15 protein-coding genes are annotated in these 12,908 nt (G+C 66.2%); 8 read left to right on the top strand and 7 right to left on the bottom strand.

Going from position 1 to position 12,908, the window contains the following annotated elements; translation table 11 throughout:
• Nucleotides 1-19 precede the first annotated feature (19 nt).
• A complete protein-coding gene (locus AB0N05_RS10445) occupies nt 20-646 on the top strand; it encodes an alpha-ketoglutarate-dependent dioxygenase AlkB (RefSeq protein ID WP_364690457.1) in 627 nt (208 codons plus the stop codon).
• A 104-nt stretch (nt 647-750) separates the two neighbouring features.
• On the opposite strand, the gene AB0N05_RS10440 is transcribed toward AB0N05_RS10445, so the two are convergent.
• From AB0N05_RS10440 to AB0N05_RS10425, 4 genes are all read right to left on the bottom strand, one after another.
• Nucleotides 751-1,983, bottom strand: a complete 1,233-nt coding sequence (locus AB0N05_RS10440; RefSeq protein WP_364690454.1) for an FAD-dependent oxidoreductase — start codon at nt 1,981-1,983, stop codon at nt 751-753.
• 85 nt (nt 1,984-2,068) lie between these two features.
• Complete coding sequence (locus AB0N05_RS10435) at nt 2,069-2,593, bottom strand: DUF4334 domain-containing protein (RefSeq protein WP_364692268.1); 525 nt, start codon at nt 2,591-2,593, stop codon at nt 2,069-2,071.
• A 102-nt stretch (nt 2,594-2,695) separates the two neighbouring features.
• Complete coding sequence (locus AB0N05_RS10430; protein WP_364690452.1) at nt 2,696-3,184, bottom strand: hypothetical protein; 489 nt, start codon at nt 3,182-3,184, stop codon at nt 2,696-2,698.
• A 43-nt stretch (nt 3,185-3,227) separates the two neighbouring features.
• Nucleotides 3,228-3,845 (bottom strand): cysteine hydrolase family protein, encoded by a 618-nt coding sequence (locus tag AB0N05_RS10425; protein WP_364690449.1) that lies wholly within the window; start codon nt 3,843-3,845, stop codon nt 3,228-3,230.
• Nucleotides 3,846-3,975: 130 nt separating this feature from the next.
• Between AB0N05_RS10425 and AB0N05_RS10420 the strand changes: the two genes are divergently transcribed.
• The 3 genes from AB0N05_RS10420 to AB0N05_RS10410 all read left to right on the top strand — a co-directional run bounded on the left by AB0N05_RS10420 (nt 3,976) and on the right by AB0N05_RS10410 (nt 6,454).
• A complete protein-coding gene (locus AB0N05_RS10420) occupies nt 3,976-5,004 on the top strand; it encodes a helix-turn-helix domain-containing protein (RefSeq protein ID WP_364690446.1) in 1,029 nt (342 codons plus the stop codon).
• A gap of 63 nt (nt 5,005-5,067) precedes the next feature.
• Nucleotides 5,068-5,463 carry a hypothetical protein gene (locus tag AB0N05_RS10415; RefSeq protein ID WP_364690443.1) on the top strand — a complete coding sequence of 132 codons (396 nt, stop codon included), beginning with the start codon at nt 5,068-5,070 and terminating at the stop codon, nt 5,461-5,463.
• Nucleotides 5,464-5,584: 121 nt separating this feature from the next.
• Nucleotides 5,585-6,454: a sigma-70 family RNA polymerase sigma factor gene (locus AB0N05_RS10410; protein ID WP_364690440.1), complete on the top strand. Its 870-nt coding sequence runs from the start codon at nt 5,585-5,587 to the stop codon at nt 6,452-6,454.
• Here AB0N05_RS10410 and AB0N05_RS10405 read toward each other — a convergent pair.
• A complete protein-coding gene (locus AB0N05_RS10405; protein ID WP_364690437.1) occupies nt 6,440-7,315 on the bottom strand; it encodes an alpha/beta fold hydrolase in 876 nt (291 codons plus the stop codon). The genes AB0N05_RS10410 and AB0N05_RS10405 overlap by 15 nt on opposite strands.
• A 160-nt stretch (nt 7,316-7,475) precedes the next feature.
• On the opposite strand from AB0N05_RS10405, the gene AB0N05_RS10400 reads away from it, so the two are divergent.
• Complete coding sequence (locus AB0N05_RS10400; RefSeq protein WP_364690434.1) at nt 7,476-7,919, top strand: SRPBCC domain-containing protein; 444 nt, start codon at nt 7,476-7,478, stop codon at nt 7,917-7,919.
• Nucleotides 7,920-7,923: 4 nt separating this feature from the next.
• Here the strand turns inward: AB0N05_RS10400 and AB0N05_RS10395 are convergent, their stop codons facing one another.
• Nucleotides 7,924-8,763 carry a hypothetical protein gene (locus tag AB0N05_RS10395; protein WP_364690431.1) on the bottom strand — a complete coding sequence of 280 codons (840 nt, stop codon included), beginning with the start codon at nt 8,761-8,763 and terminating at the stop codon, nt 7,924-7,926.
• A gap of 241 nt (nt 8,764-9,004) precedes the next feature.
• Here AB0N05_RS10395 and AB0N05_RS10390 point away from each other — a divergent pair, with 241 nt between their 5' ends.
• Complete coding sequence (locus tag AB0N05_RS10390; RefSeq protein WP_364690428.1) at nt 9,005-10,237, top strand: glycosyltransferase; 1,233 nt, start codon at nt 9,005-9,007, stop codon at nt 10,235-10,237.
• A 118-nt stretch (nt 10,238-10,355) separates the two neighbouring features.
• Nucleotides 10,356-11,219: an ADP-ribosylglycohydrolase family protein gene (locus AB0N05_RS10385; protein ID WP_364690425.1), complete on the top strand. Its 864-nt coding sequence runs from the start codon at nt 10,356-10,358 to the stop codon at nt 11,217-11,219.
• Between the two features lie 65 nt (nt 11,220-11,284).
• On the opposite strand, the gene AB0N05_RS10380 is transcribed toward AB0N05_RS10385, so the two are convergent.
• Nucleotides 11,285-11,686 carry a peptidase inhibitor family I36 protein gene (locus tag AB0N05_RS10380; RefSeq protein ID WP_364690422.1) on the bottom strand — a complete coding sequence of 134 codons (402 nt, stop codon included), beginning with the start codon at nt 11,684-11,686 and terminating at the stop codon, nt 11,285-11,287.
• Between the two features lie 201 nt (nt 11,687-11,887).
• Between AB0N05_RS10380 and AB0N05_RS10375 the strand changes: the two genes are divergently transcribed.
• Nucleotides 11,888-12,907, top strand: a complete 1,020-nt coding sequence (locus AB0N05_RS10375; protein ID WP_364690419.1) for a hypothetical protein — start codon at nt 11,888-11,890, stop codon at nt 12,905-12,907.
• The last annotated feature ends 1 nt before the right edge of the window (nt 12,908 follow it).

The following is a 12,908-nucleotide window of genomic DNA, read 5'->3' as shown; positions in this document are numbered from 1 at the left end:
TCATGATAGATTCGGCGGCATGTCGACACCGTTGCAGGGATCGCTGCTCGATGGGTTCGGGGAGGTCGGACTCGGTGCGCTGAAGGGGATCCAGCGCACCGAGCTGAGCGCCGGGGCTTGGGTGGATGTGCTGCCCGGGTGGCTCAGCGGTGCCGACATGTTGTTCGAGCAGCTTGCCGCGGAGGTGCCTTGGCGGGTGGATCGGCGGCCCATGTATGACCGGGTGGTGGATGTGCCGCGGCTGCTGTGCTCTTACAAGGAAGGGCAGGAGTTGCCCGATTCGATACTGGTCGAGGCGCGAAATGCCTTGAGCGAGAAGTACCGTGACGAGCTCGGGGAACCGTTCGTTACGGCCGGGCTCTGTTATTACCGCGATGGGAATGACAGTGTCGCCTGGCACGGAGACACTGTCGGGCGCGGCGCGACCGACGACACCATGGTCGCCATCGTGTCGGTCGGTGCGCCTCGTGCGCTACTACTTCGTCCGCGCGGTGGCGGCGCGAGCCTGCGTTACGCGCTGGGGCACGGCGATCTCATCGTGATGGGCGGGTCCTGCCAGCGCACCTGGGAGCATGCCATCCCGAAAACCCGCCGACCCGTGGGTCCGCGCATCAGCATTCAATTCCGGCCGCAGGGCGTCTGGTGACGAGGGGTCCGGACGCCCTGCGAAATCCCTTGCGCGCCGGGTGATACGCCGCGGCTGATCGCAGGTTCCGCTGCCCGGCGAGACCACACGACCCGCGCAGGCGATCAGGGTCGGCGGGCGAAGTCCGGCGCGTGTTCGGGGAGGATGCCTCGGGCGAGCAGGAATGGGGGCAGGCTGCGGATGAGCGGGATGCGGCGGAATACGCGCAGGGTCCGTGGGGTGCGTCGAGCATTGGAGAGGTTGAGCTCGCCGGATACCGCGGGGGCGATCGCCTGTGCGTGCGCTATTCGCTGCACGGTCTGGGTGACCACCGTGGGTGGGGTGCGGCGGCGCTGGACGCGGGCCAGATCGGACCGGGTCACGCTGTGGGACAAGAGTTTCGGGGTGAGTATTCGCGCGGCGGCCACCGCGTCCTGTACGGCCAGGTTGATGCCGACGGCGCCGACCGGGGACATGGCGTGGGCGGCATCGCCTATGCAGAGCAGGCCGTCGGTGTACCAGCGGTCGAGGCGGTCCAGCTTCACGTCGAGGAGCTTCACGTCGTCCCAGCTATGGACGGCGTCGAGGCGATCGGCGAACCAGGGCACGACGTCATTGAGGCTTCGCATGATGACGTCGACCGGTTGCGACTGTCGTTGAGCCGGGTCGCTGCCCTTGGCGATGAGGGTGGCGCACTGCCAGTAATCGCCTCGGTCGAGCATGATGACGACTCGACTGGCACTCAGTACGGGGACGATGCCCGCCGGGTCGGTGTCATTGCGCGGGATGCGGAACCACCACACATCGAACGGCGTGGCCCAGCGGCGGGAACCGAGTCCGGCCGAAGCCCGCAGGGCCGAGGTGCGGCCGTCACAGGCGACCGTGAGATCGGCTCGAATCTCGCCCGTCTCACCGTCTTTGGTTCGATAGCGGGCTCCGACGACGCGGCCTTGTTCGTGAATGAGGTCGGTGGCCTCGGTGTTCATGCGCAGGCGGAAGCCGGGTTCGGGATCGGCGGCGCGGGCGAGCATTTCCAGCAGATCCCATTGCGGCACCATGGCCACGTACTTGTAGCGGCCGGGCAGGTCCGCGAAGGAGGCCACGGTTTCCATGCGGCCGCCGATGGGCAGCTGGATCGAATTGATCCGGCGGTGCGGGAGTTTCGCGAATTCGTCCCGCAGGCCGAGCTCGTCGAGGAGTTCCAGGGTGGTGGGATGCACGGTGTCGCCGCGGAAGTCGCGCAGGAAGTCACCGTGTTTCTCCAGCACGGTGACCTCGACGCCGCCGCGAGCCAGTAATAGGCCCAACATCATTCCGGCCGGACCACCGCCGGCTACCAGACAGGTCGTACGTTCCATCGGGTCCTCCCCCGGGTCGACACCACCGTCTGTTTCGATGGTAGGCCGGACCCGGTGGCCGAACGGTCGGTTCGAACCGCCGGGGCTAGCGGAACAGGGTGAAGAAGTACGGCTCGGCCAGGCCGCGCTTGTCCATGACGCCGAGCAGGGTGTCGGCGTCGACGCGGCGGAAGACGTCGATAATGGGGAGGTCGTCGTAGATCATTGCGGCGCTGGACTTTCCGCGGAATTCCAGGTTGCGCAGGCGGGCGCGCGGGGTGCGGGTCCGCAGCAGCGGGCGCAGCACGCCGAGGGAACGGCGGACCGGGCGCAGCGTGGAGACCGGGACCTTTCCGGCCAGGAACAGCGGGACCCGGCGGGGGTCGACGGGGAAGATGTCGCCGTCCGGGCCGGAGAAGAGCAGCGGTTGCACACTGTCGGCGTCGTCGAACTGCTTTCCGTACCAGCCGGATTCGACGAGCACGCCCTTCCACGGGTGTCCGGTGTCGACTTCCGCGCCACGCCAGCGGCCGGTGATGATCTCCTCGACTCGCACCGCCGGAAGGCTGTCGAACAGCTCCCATGCCTGCTGCGGGGTGCAGCCGTCGGCCAGCAGGGCCCGCAGTCGCATGGCTCCGTCTACCTCGGCACCCATCCCGACCTCCTCATTGAGAGCGAACAACACGATCGCTCTCAATGTAGCCGGGAGGGCGCGGTGATGCTCAGCGGGGGTTCACCGCTTGCCTTCGGTCGGAACCAGGTCGAAGTGGTCGGTTTGATGTTGGAAGAGCAGGCATTCGGTGCCGGGTTCGCAGCCGCTGAGATGGGGCAGGTCGGCCGGGAGGTCGTAGTAGGAGCCCGCCGGGTACTCGGTACGTTTGCCGTCGATCACGGCGTAGAAGGTGCCCGCGAGGACGACGGTGGGCAGGTTGCTGGTGTGGATGTGCATCGGATTGTCTTTGCCCGCAGGGAATTTGACGAAGGCTTCGTAGGGGCCACTGCCGGTGATGCTGCCCCGGACGTCGGCGACCCGGATGCCGCCGGTGTCGGGGAGTTCGCGCCAGGTGAGGTTCGCGGTGGGCAGGGAAATGCCCGTGTACTTGGCGGGAGCCTGCGAGGTGGTGGTTGCGGTGTCGGCACTGCTGGAATTGCAGGCGGTCACCGTGGCGGCGACGGCCACGGCGGACAGGCCGATGAGAAGGGTGCGGACGACGGATTTCATTCGAGATATCTCCTGAAAGTCTTTGGGCGAGCCGCTGGTTCGGTTAGACGAGCGCCGCGTTGTAGGAGTCGTAGAGGTTGCCGATCTGGGTCGGCTGCCCGGCGGCCACGTTCTCGATCCACTCCTCGGTGGTGGTGACGGCAGCGAATTGGGAGTGCATGACCACATTGATGACGCGGTGGGTTTCCTCAGCGGTAGCCTGGCCCGCCGCATTGGCCAGTGCGATGGTGCCGGTGGCGTCGATCAGGTGCTCGGTGGCGAATCCGGCGTGATGGGCGTGCGTGATGAGCGCGTTGTTGCAGTGGTGCGTCATGTAGCCGACCACGGTGACGGTGTCGATATCGCGCTCGCGCAGCCAGGTTTCGAGGTCGTTCTCGGCGAAGACGCTCGGGACGGTCTTCTCCACGGCGTGGTCGTGGTGGCGTTGCGCGACGATCGGGTGCAGGTCCCAGCCGTCGGTGCCGCGGTCGAAGATCGGCGCACCGGCGGGGGCGGTGTGCTGCACGACGATGATCGGAATTCCTTCTGCCGCAGCGGTATCCATGGCGCGGGCGATCAGCGGCAGCGACTGCTCGACGGGCGGGTGGGCAATGCGGAGATTGCCGGTGACGTACTCGTTCTGCACATCGACGACGAAGAGTGCGCGCTTCGGGGAGGTCATGGTGATTCCTTCGGTTCGGCGGACCGGGCGTCCGGTTCGGTCCCAACCTTGCCGCTGGCTACACTTCGGAAACAGTGGCCCGTGTGCCGGTAATCGACGGAATTGGGCCAGACGAAGAGGGGAACCCGTTGTGGATGTGATCGCCGTGGTCGGGTTCGACCAGATCAACCCATTCCATCTGTCGGTTCCATGCCTGGTGTTCGGCGAGGAACAGCCGTCGGCGGAGTTGCCGCCGTGCGAGATCCGGGTGTGCACGCCGGGTGCGCGGCCGATCACGACCACCGCCGGATTCGTGGTGGATACCGGCCATGGGCTCGATGAGCTGGCCGGAGCATCCATGGTGATCGTGCCTAGCTGGCCGGATCCGGAGCGGCCCGCACCGCCGGAGATCGTGCGGGCTATCCAGGGCGCGCACGAGAACGGAGCCCGCATCGTGGGCCTGTGCCTGGGCGCGTTCGTGGTCGCCGACACGGGCCTGCTGACCGATCGCCCGGCCGCCACCCACTGGAAATGGGCCGACGTCTTCGCCCGCCGATTCCCCGACGTGCGCCTTGACCGCGAGAGTCTTTACGTGGACGACGGCAACATCGTCACCTCCGCGGGCACCACCGCCGCCATCGACACCTGCCTGCATCTCCTGCGCAGCCAACACGGCGCGGAGATCGCCAATCGGGTAGCCCGCCGCCTGGTCGCCCCACCCCACCGCGACGGCGGCCAAGCCCAATTCATCGAACACCCCTTACCCGCAACAGGTTCCGGCGATCCCCTGGCCGCCACCCTGCAATGGACGATCGAACACCTCGACGAAAACCTCACCGTCGACCGCCTGGCCACCCACGCCAATATGAGCCGCCGCACCTTCACCCGAGTCTTCCGCAACTCCGTGGGCACCAGCGTCGCCGCCTGGATCGCCACCCAGCGCATCGCCCTGGCCCAACGCCTACTCGAAACCACCGACCACACCATCGACCGCATAGCCGACCGCTGCGGCTTCGGCAGCGCGGTCACCATGCGCGACCAATTCTGGCGCGCCCTCGACACCACCCCCTCCGCCTACCGCCGAACCTTCCAAGGCCCGGCGAACACCCACCCGACCAACACCGCCGTCACACGCGAGAGCTCCGCGGCCGAAGCGGCGAATCCCGCTCGGACTGGTTAATGTCTTCCTGATTCACAAGTACGCAGGGGGAGACAGTTGCTGACCGTTCTACCGTCCACAAAGATGCTCGGGTTGATCGAGATCCGGGTATGGGCCCTTTTTCTCGGGATCGCGGCAGCGTGGATCTTGTTCGTCAATGTGCCGCATGTGCTGCATCCTCAGGGTGGAACCGAAGCCCCCGTCTGCGAGGGACGGACCATGGCGCAGGGCGATCTCTGCCGCGTCGATGTTCGGGGCACGGGCGTCAAGCAACTCGGTTTCGAGGAGATGCAGCAGCGGGATCGGGACGGCCATCACGATACGGCGGTTATCTGGACGATTGTTGGTTCGGGCGCCGCGTTCCTTTCGGTCCTGTTCGTCGTGCCCATGGGAAAATCGCGGAAACTGTCCGCTCGATCGGGCAAGCGAGGGAAGACCGCTTCCGCTGCGCGCCCAGGTCGGACGCCACGGGCTCGATGAACAATCAGCCAGCTGTCGCAAGTGACGCGGCCCATGGGTCACTCGCTGATCATCGAGCCGATGTCACATCTGACGCGCCCCAGGGTTCATGGGAATGAACTCTGGTGATGGGATGGGTGTGATGGATGAGAGTCAGTGGCTGGCTGAGCGGTTCGAGGAGCATCGGGGGCGGCTGGGGGCGGTGGCTTATCGGATGCTCGGGTCGGTGGCCGAGGCCGAGGATGCGGTGCAGGATGCTTGGTTGCGGTTGAACCGGGTCGATGCGGAGGGGATCGATAATCTCGGGGGGTGGTTGACCACCGTGGTCGCGCGGGAGTGCTTGCATATGCTGCGGTCTCGGCGGCAGCGGCGGGAGGATGTGTTCGCCGCGCAGGTGCCGGATCTGGTGGTGGTGCCGGATGGGGATCTTGATCCGGAGCAGGAGGCGTTGCTGGCGGATTCGGTGGGGTTGGCGCTGCTCGTGGTGCTTGATCAGCTGACTCCGGCGGAGCGGTTGGCGTTCGTCTTGCATGACATGTTCGAGTTGCCGTTTCAGGAGATCGCGGACATGGTGGGGCGGACTCCGGCTGCCGCGCGGCAGTTGGCTAGCCGGGCGCGGCGGCGGGTGAATGGGGCCGAGATGCCTTCGCCTGATCGGGATTTGACGCGTCAGCGCAGGGTGGTGCATGCCTTCTATGCGGCGGCGCGGGAGGGGGACTTCGACGGGCTGGTCCGGGTGCTCGATCCGGATGTGGTGCTGCGCACCGACTTCGGCGCGGATCGGACGGAGGTCGTCTATGGCGCGGCGTCCGTGGCCATGCAGGCGCGCGCTCCGCGTGGGGGCAATCTGCGGCCGGTGCTCGTCAATGGCTCCATCGGAGCGGTGATCACCGTTGCGGGGCAACCGTTCTCGATCATGGCGTTCACCGTGGCGGGCGACCGCATCGTGGGCATCGATATCGTCCGCGATCTCGAGCGGGTGCGGCGGCTGGCCGCCTCAGTCCTCGACTGAGGCCGGATCGGATCCGACCCGCTTGCGTAGGAAGGCGGCCAAGGGAGTGAGCACCGCCTGCGGGTCGTCGATGAATGGCCAATGTCCGAGGCCCTTCAGGATGTGAATCTCGGCTTCGGGGAAGAAGGTTCGCTGTTTGTCGGCGAAACGCACCGGGATGTAGGCGTCGCCGTCGCCCCAGATGACGCAGGTGGGCAGGGCATTCGACGGAATGCCCCGACCCAGCTCAGGGAAGGCGGCGGACGGGTCGCGCTCATTACGGTAGAGCCGCAGCACGGCCCGCTTGTGGCCCCAGTCCGAGAAGCTGCCGACGCGATCGACGTAGGCGCGCGGAATGAGCCTCGGATTGTCGCGATTGAGCGCGATCTGCATGGCGCGCGGCGTGCTCACCAACTGGAACAGCTCACCGACGATCGGCGTCTGCCAGATTCTGGCGTAGCGGTGCCAGCGGTAGCCGTCCAGGACGCCGGTATTGATCATGCTCAGACTGGCCAGTCGATCGAGATGGTCCAGCGCCCAGCGCAATCCCCACGGCCCGCCGAAATCATGCAGAACCAGGTGCGCGCGCTGGACTCCGAGCTGATCGAGCAGCAGGCCGAGGAAGCGGGCATGCCCGATCACGCTGTGGTCGAACGAGCGTGGCCGCTCGGAGCGTCCGAAGCCGGGCATATCCATGGCGATCACTCGCGCGAAACCCGCGATCTCCGGGATCAATTCCGCCCAATCATCCATGGGCCCGGGATTACCGTGTACGAAAACCACGGCCTCACCGGAATCGGCGGGACCACTGTCATACACCGCACACCGGATCCCATCGACCAGGATTTCATCGACTTCGAGGGGCGAAACGATTCCAGTCATCGGCAGCGTCCTTCATCCGCGAATCCGCACCGGCGGCACGAGCCACCGGCACTCCCGACCATACCGTTCAATCCCGGCGCGTCGCGTGAAGTGAATGGGCACATAGTGATCGGTCATGGAATGGTAGTTGCATGAGTGGATTCGTCGAGGCGGTGCGCCCATGATGTCTGATTCGGAATTGAATCCCGCGGCAGTGGAGATCGGGAGCTTCTTCCCGCAGCCGCCCGAGGACGTGTGGCGGGTACTGACCGAGCCGGAGCTACATGCGCGCTGGCTCATGCGGTCGGTCGGATTCGCGCCGTCCGTCGGAACGCATTTCATTCTCGCGGTCCCCACCGAGCCCACCGGCGAGATCGCGTGCGAGGTGCTGACCGCCCGCCCCGCGGAGCAGCTCACCATCACCTGGGTGGATCTGCGGGCAAAGTATCCGGCGCGCTGGGTCGTCGACTGGACCATTCAGCCGCAGGGCCGCGGCACCCGGCTGCTGCTGACCCAAACCGGTTTCGATATCGAGAACCGCCGCCAGAAAATGGCCCGCAATGCCATGGAGCGAGGCTGGAAACAGGCCATGACCAAGATCGCCGCCATCCTCGACCACCACTGACGAGTTACCAGCCGCCTTCGAAGAAGGCCTTCAGAGCCGGGGTCGCGTCCGCGGCGACGGAAATATTCCCCACGAGGACGATGAGCAAGGCGAGCGCGCCCAGCGCCGAAAGGATTCCGAAACAAGCCAGTACGCGCCGGGTCCGGCGGTCGGATGCGCTCCTGAAATGCTTCCAGAGCAGCACGCTCACCGCGATGAGAACCACCGCCACGGTCGCCGCGATGACGGCCATGACCGCGTGATATCGAGCGAAGTCGCTGATCATCACATCGAGTGCGGGCGGGTCATCGGTCCGGGTGGATTCGGCCAGTCGCTGCCTGACCTGATCGAGCGTCGCGGTGAGTTCCGGGTCGGAATCACCATCCCTGAGCATCGGCATCAGCGAGGAAAAAGGTGTCACCATCCCTTGGATATTCGCCATGACAGTGAGCAATGCGAGCACCCCGAGCAGCGTGACGATCACGCCGGATGACGCGAGCACGGACCCGGTTCGCACGCCGCTTGCCCTGAGAAATGCCTTCCACAACAGAATTCCGAGCACCACCAGAACGATCAGCAATAGTGCGGCGATCACGGCTTTGGCCACGTGGAATCGGAACCAGTAGTCGACCGCACTCGCCAGGCGTGGCGGGAAATCCCGCCGACCCGCACCCCAATATTCGATGAACCCCCCGCGGAGGGTGTCGCGAAGATTCCCCTGATCGACGCCACCCGACCCCAGTGCGGCCAGCCTGCCCGGTGCGAACACGGTCGCGATACCGAGAACCACGGCGAGTGGGACGAGAACGGCGAGTGCGCGACCGGAGATGCCCGCGGACTGCGACGGGACCGCAGGACTGGCCACGAAACTCCTCAATGAGAGTCGCTGTGCGAGTGCCGAGTTCGGACCCATCGTAGACCCACGCGGAGACGCGCAAGGGCCGCCCGGTCAGGAGGGGAATGTGGGTGAAGCGGATTGGCGAGGAGGACATTCACTCTCCTCCCACTTCAACATATAACGTAGTGGGGGGCTTGCCGCAAGGCCCCGGGTATGCCGCACAATCACCCCTCGTCGCTGAACCGTACGAAAAGTGGGAGGTCGTGGAATGCGTGTTGTGCTGGTGAGTTATGGATCGCGTGGGGATCTCGAGCCGATGACCGGGTTGGCGGTGCAATTACAGGCGCTCGGGGTCGAGGTGCGGGTGTGTGCGCCGCCGGACTTCGCGGACATGCTGGACAGCATCGGACTCGCCTCGACTCCGCTCGGGTGGCCGATTCGCGCGTTGGCCAAGGATTCGGCCTCCGGGAAAGCGCCGAAGACGCTGCCCGGGATCGCGGCCGAACTGACCGCCATGGCCTATGAGACGGTCGTCTCGGCGGCCGAGGACGCTCAGGCGATCATGGCCACCGGCTCCCTCCCAGCGGTGGCCGGTGCGCGTGCTGCGGCCGAAAAGCTGGGCATCCCTTACCTGTTCGCGACCACCAGTCCGTGCTATCTGCCGTCGCCGCACCAACCGCCGGTCGGCTGGCCGGGCCAGCCCCCGCCGGACGCGGACAACATGACGCTCTGGGACAACAACGCCAAGCATCTGGACACGCTGTTCGCCGAGACGATCAATGCGCATCGGGCCTCGATCGGCCTGCCTCCGAACGAACGTATCCGCGACCTCAACCAGACCCGCCATCCCTTCCTGGCCGCCGACCCGATCCTGGGCCCCTGGCCGCAACCCGCCGACCTCCAGGTGGTGCAGACCGCCGCCTGGATCCGCGAGGACGATCGTCCCCTGCCCGCCGACCTCGACGAATTCCTGAACGCCGGTGCCCCACCCGTCTACGTCGGCTTCGGCAGCATGCCCCTGCGCGAACCAGCGGAGATCAATAAAGCCGTCGTCGAGGCGGTCCGAGCCCGGGGCCGCCGCGTGCTCCTCAATAGCGGATGGGCCGATCTCACCCTCATCGACGATCAGGCCGACTGCTTCGTCGTCGGCGAAGTCAACCAGCAAGCTCTCTTCCCCCGCGTGGCCGCCATCGTCCACCACGGTGGCGCGGGCACCACCACCACCGCCACCCGAGCCGGTACGCCCCAGGTCATAGTCCCCCAGGTGGCCGACCAGCCCTACTGGGCCGCCCGCATCACCGCCCTCGGAATCGGCGTGGGTCACGACGGCCCCACCCCCACCGCCGAATCCCTCTCCGCCGCACTCGAAATCGCTCTCACCCCCGAAACCACCTCCCGCGCAACCGCGGTGGGCGAAACAATCCGCACCGATGGCGCGGAGCAATCCGCCAAACTCCTGATCGAAATGATCGGTCCGAACGGATCCGTGCGAACAAGCTAGCTCCTGCCGGACAGCGTGGCTCACGACATCATTGCGGTGGACACGACGGGATACGGTCGGCATGATTGCGGCTCGTATGACTTTGATTCCAGATGCCGTTCGGGACAGCCTTGATGGCTTGTCTGTTGGTGATGCGCTGGGTGCGCAGTTCTTCGTGCCCGGCCGGTCCGTAGCTGAACTTATTGCCGGGCGGCCGCCGGTTGGGCCTTGGCAGTGGACCGATGACACCGAGATGGCTTGTTCGGTGTACTCGGAGATTCGTCGGCGCGGCCATATCGACCGGGATGAGCTTGCGGCCGTCTTCGCCGACCGGTGCGAGCCCTATCGGGGATACGGTGCGGGCACTGTCGTTGTGCTGCACCAGATTCGAGATGGGCGGCCCTGGAGTGAGGCGGCGGGGGCCGTATTCGGCGGGCGCGGGTCGTGGGGTAACGGAGCCGCCATGCGGGTTGCGCCCCTCGGCGCTTACTTCGCGGGAGATCCGGATCGGGCGGCGGCGCAGGCCGCGCTCTCGGCCGAGGTGACGCATCGGCATCCCGAAGCCATTGTCGGTGCCATGGTAATTGCCGTGGCGGCCGCTTGTGCCGCGGTGACCCGCGGGAAAGGTTGTGCACCAGGCGAGTTGCTGGATGCGGTCGAGCCGTATCTGGTCGATGGGCAGACCGCGCTGGGTGTGCGTCGAGCTCGGAAACTGCTCGGCCGATCGGTGGCCGAAGCGGCCTATGAGCTCGGCAATGGGGCGCGGGTCAGCGCTCAGGACACGGTGCCGTTCACGCTATGGGCGGCTGCGTCGTATATCGATGACTATCCCGCCGCCATCACCGCGTGTGTCGAGGCCGGTGGGGACGCGGATACCACGGCGGCGATCGTCGGCGGAATCGTGGCCGCGCACACCGGGATCGGGTCCCGGGAGGGTATTCGCGGGATACCGGAACAATGGCTGGCGGCGCGTGAGGCGCTGCCCCCGTGGACCACGTATTGAGCCGTAGAACGAGGTGAGTGCGAAGTGGCCAATGGGGACCACTTCGCACTCACTTGCCGCGACGGTCAGTCGCAGACCTTCACCGCGTCGGCCATATTGTCCACATTGTGGGAGAGGGTGCCGCGGGTGTTGTCGGGGACGGAGGCGAGGAGCTGCCACTCCTGGCCCGTCCAGTTGTAGATGCCGACGGTCTTGCCGGTGCGGTTCCAGTAGGAGGTCAAACGGTCACCGACACCGCCGTTTCCGATGTCGTGCAGCACGCACATCGAATCGACCTGCACGATCATGCTGCCGGTGCCATTGGCGCCGTCGTAACCGCAGAACGTGCCGCCCGGACAGTCGTAGGCGGCGGATGCGGGGGCGGCGGCGATCGTGGTCATGGCGGCACCGGCCGTGCCCAGTGTCAGCACGGCGGCGGCGATCGGGGCCAGACGGCGTACGGCGTTGGCGCGGTAGGTGATTTTCATGGTGATTCCCCTCTTGCGAAGTCAGAGTCGGCCTTTCGGCGACGTGGTATGACCCTCTGGGGGCTCACCAATGAACGACCAATGAGTGACTAATCGGCCAGATCAGGCCGGTTGAGCACGCGGACCGGACTTTTTGTCGAATCTACAAAAAGTTGGTCAAACCAGTGGCGCTCATCGTTTTAGTCTTATAGTCTAAAACTCATGACGGCAGTACGAGACGCAGCGCGGGCCATTCGGGAGGCTCGGCAGCCGGAGGATCTCTTCGGCACTGCCACAAGCGATTCCGCGGCGCGACAGGACGTGCGGCGGCGGTATCACCGGCTCGCGGCAGTGGTTCATCCCGACCGGGTTGCGACGGATGAGGCAGATCTCGCGCGGGCGGCGTTCGTCCGGCTAGCGGACCTGTATCGGCAGTGGCTCGAGAGCGACGGCGGAGACTTCCTGGTTACCGGGGAACACGGGAAGTATCCGGTGGGAGCGTTGCATGCACGCGGGTCCGTCGCCGATCTGTTTCGCAGCGGATCCGATCGCATCGTGAAGATTCCGCGGCGCGCGACCGCCAACCGACTGCTGGCCGCCGAGCGAAATGCGCTGCGAGACATCGCAACCGTCGCCAATGAGCACGAGTGGCTACGGGCGTACTTTCCGGAGCTGATCGACACCGTCGATCATGTGGACTCCGACACCGGCGAGCATCGGACGGTGAATGTGCTGGGTGCGCTCACCGAGGAGTTCGTGACGCTGGAACAGGTGCGCGCCGCCTACCCGGACGGGCTCGACCCTCGCGACTACGCCTGGATGCACCGGCGACTGCTGCGCTGCGTGGCGGGCGCACAGCGGGCGGGCTGGGTGCACACGGCCATCACACCCGCGAATGTGCTGATTCATCCCCGCTTGCACGGGGTCGTGCTGGTCGGGTGGTCGTTCGCCACCCGGCCCGGCACACCCGCGGCCGCGACACTCGGCGGCGTCGGCTATCCGCCGGAGATCCGCGAGGCGGTCTCCCCCGCCACCGATGTGTATCTCGCACATCGGCTGATGCTCACCATGCTCGGCGATCGTGCACCGAAACCTCTGCGCGCCTTCGCGACCGGCTGCCTGCAAGCCGATCCGCGATTGCGCCCGGACGCCGCCGACCTACTCGGCGAATTCGACGACCTGCTCGACCGGCTCTACGGACAGCGCCGCTTCCGGCCCTTCGAGCTACCGAAAGGACAGTGAT

It is taken from the genome of Nocardia sp. NPDC051030, from assembly GCF_040683015.1.
Classification (GTDB): domain Bacteria; phylum Actinomycetota; class Actinomycetes; order Mycobacteriales; family Mycobacteriaceae; genus Nocardia.
Note: the sequence above shows the minus strand (reverse complement) of the source record. Positions and strands in the feature narration are given on the sequence as shown.

Excerpts from the sequence above, each read along its gene's own strand:
- AB0N05_RS10405 (WP_364690437.1), bottom strand. The coding sequence starts at position 7,315 with ATGACTGGAATCGTTTCGCCCCTCGAAGTCGATGAAATCCTGGTCGAT.
- AB0N05_RS10445 (WP_364690457.1), top strand. The coding sequence starts at position 20 with ATGTCGACACCGTTGCAGGGATCGCTGCTCGATGGGTTCGGGGAGGTC.
- AB0N05_RS10415 (WP_364690443.1), top strand. The coding sequence starts at position 5,068 with ATGCTCGGGTTGATCGAGATCCGGGTATGGGCCCTTTTTCTCGGGATC.
- AB0N05_RS10410 (WP_364690440.1), top strand. The coding sequence starts at position 5,585 with ATGGATGAGAGTCAGTGGCTGGCTGAGCGGTTCGAGGAGCATCGGGGG.
- AB0N05_RS10440 (WP_364690454.1), bottom strand. The coding sequence starts at position 1,983 with ATGGAACGTACGACCTGTCTGGTAGCCGGCGGTGGTCCGGCCGGAATG.
- AB0N05_RS10435 (WP_364692268.1), bottom strand. The coding sequence starts at position 2,593 with ATGCGACTGCGGGCCCTGCTGGCCGACGGCTGCACCCCGCAGCAGGCA.
- AB0N05_RS10400 (WP_364690434.1), top strand. The coding sequence starts at position 7,476 with ATGATGTCTGATTCGGAATTGAATCCCGCGGCAGTGGAGATCGGGAGC.
- AB0N05_RS10430 (WP_364690452.1), bottom strand. The coding sequence starts at position 3,184 with ATGAAATCCGTCGTCCGCACCCTTCTCATCGGCCTGTCCGCCGTGGCC.
- AB0N05_RS10375 (WP_364690419.1), top strand. The coding sequence starts at position 11,888 with ATGACGGCAGTACGAGACGCAGCGCGGGCCATTCGGGAGGCTCGGCAG.
- AB0N05_RS10425 (WP_364690449.1), bottom strand. The coding sequence starts at position 3,845 with ATGACCTCCCCGAAGCGCGCACTCTTCGTCGTCGATGTGCAGAACGAG.
- AB0N05_RS10390 (WP_364690428.1), top strand. The coding sequence starts at position 9,005 with ATGCGTGTTGTGCTGGTGAGTTATGGATCGCGTGGGGATCTCGAGCCG.
- AB0N05_RS10380 (WP_364690422.1), bottom strand. The coding sequence starts at position 11,686 with ATGAAAATCACCTACCGCGCCAACGCCGTACGCCGTCTGGCCCCGATC.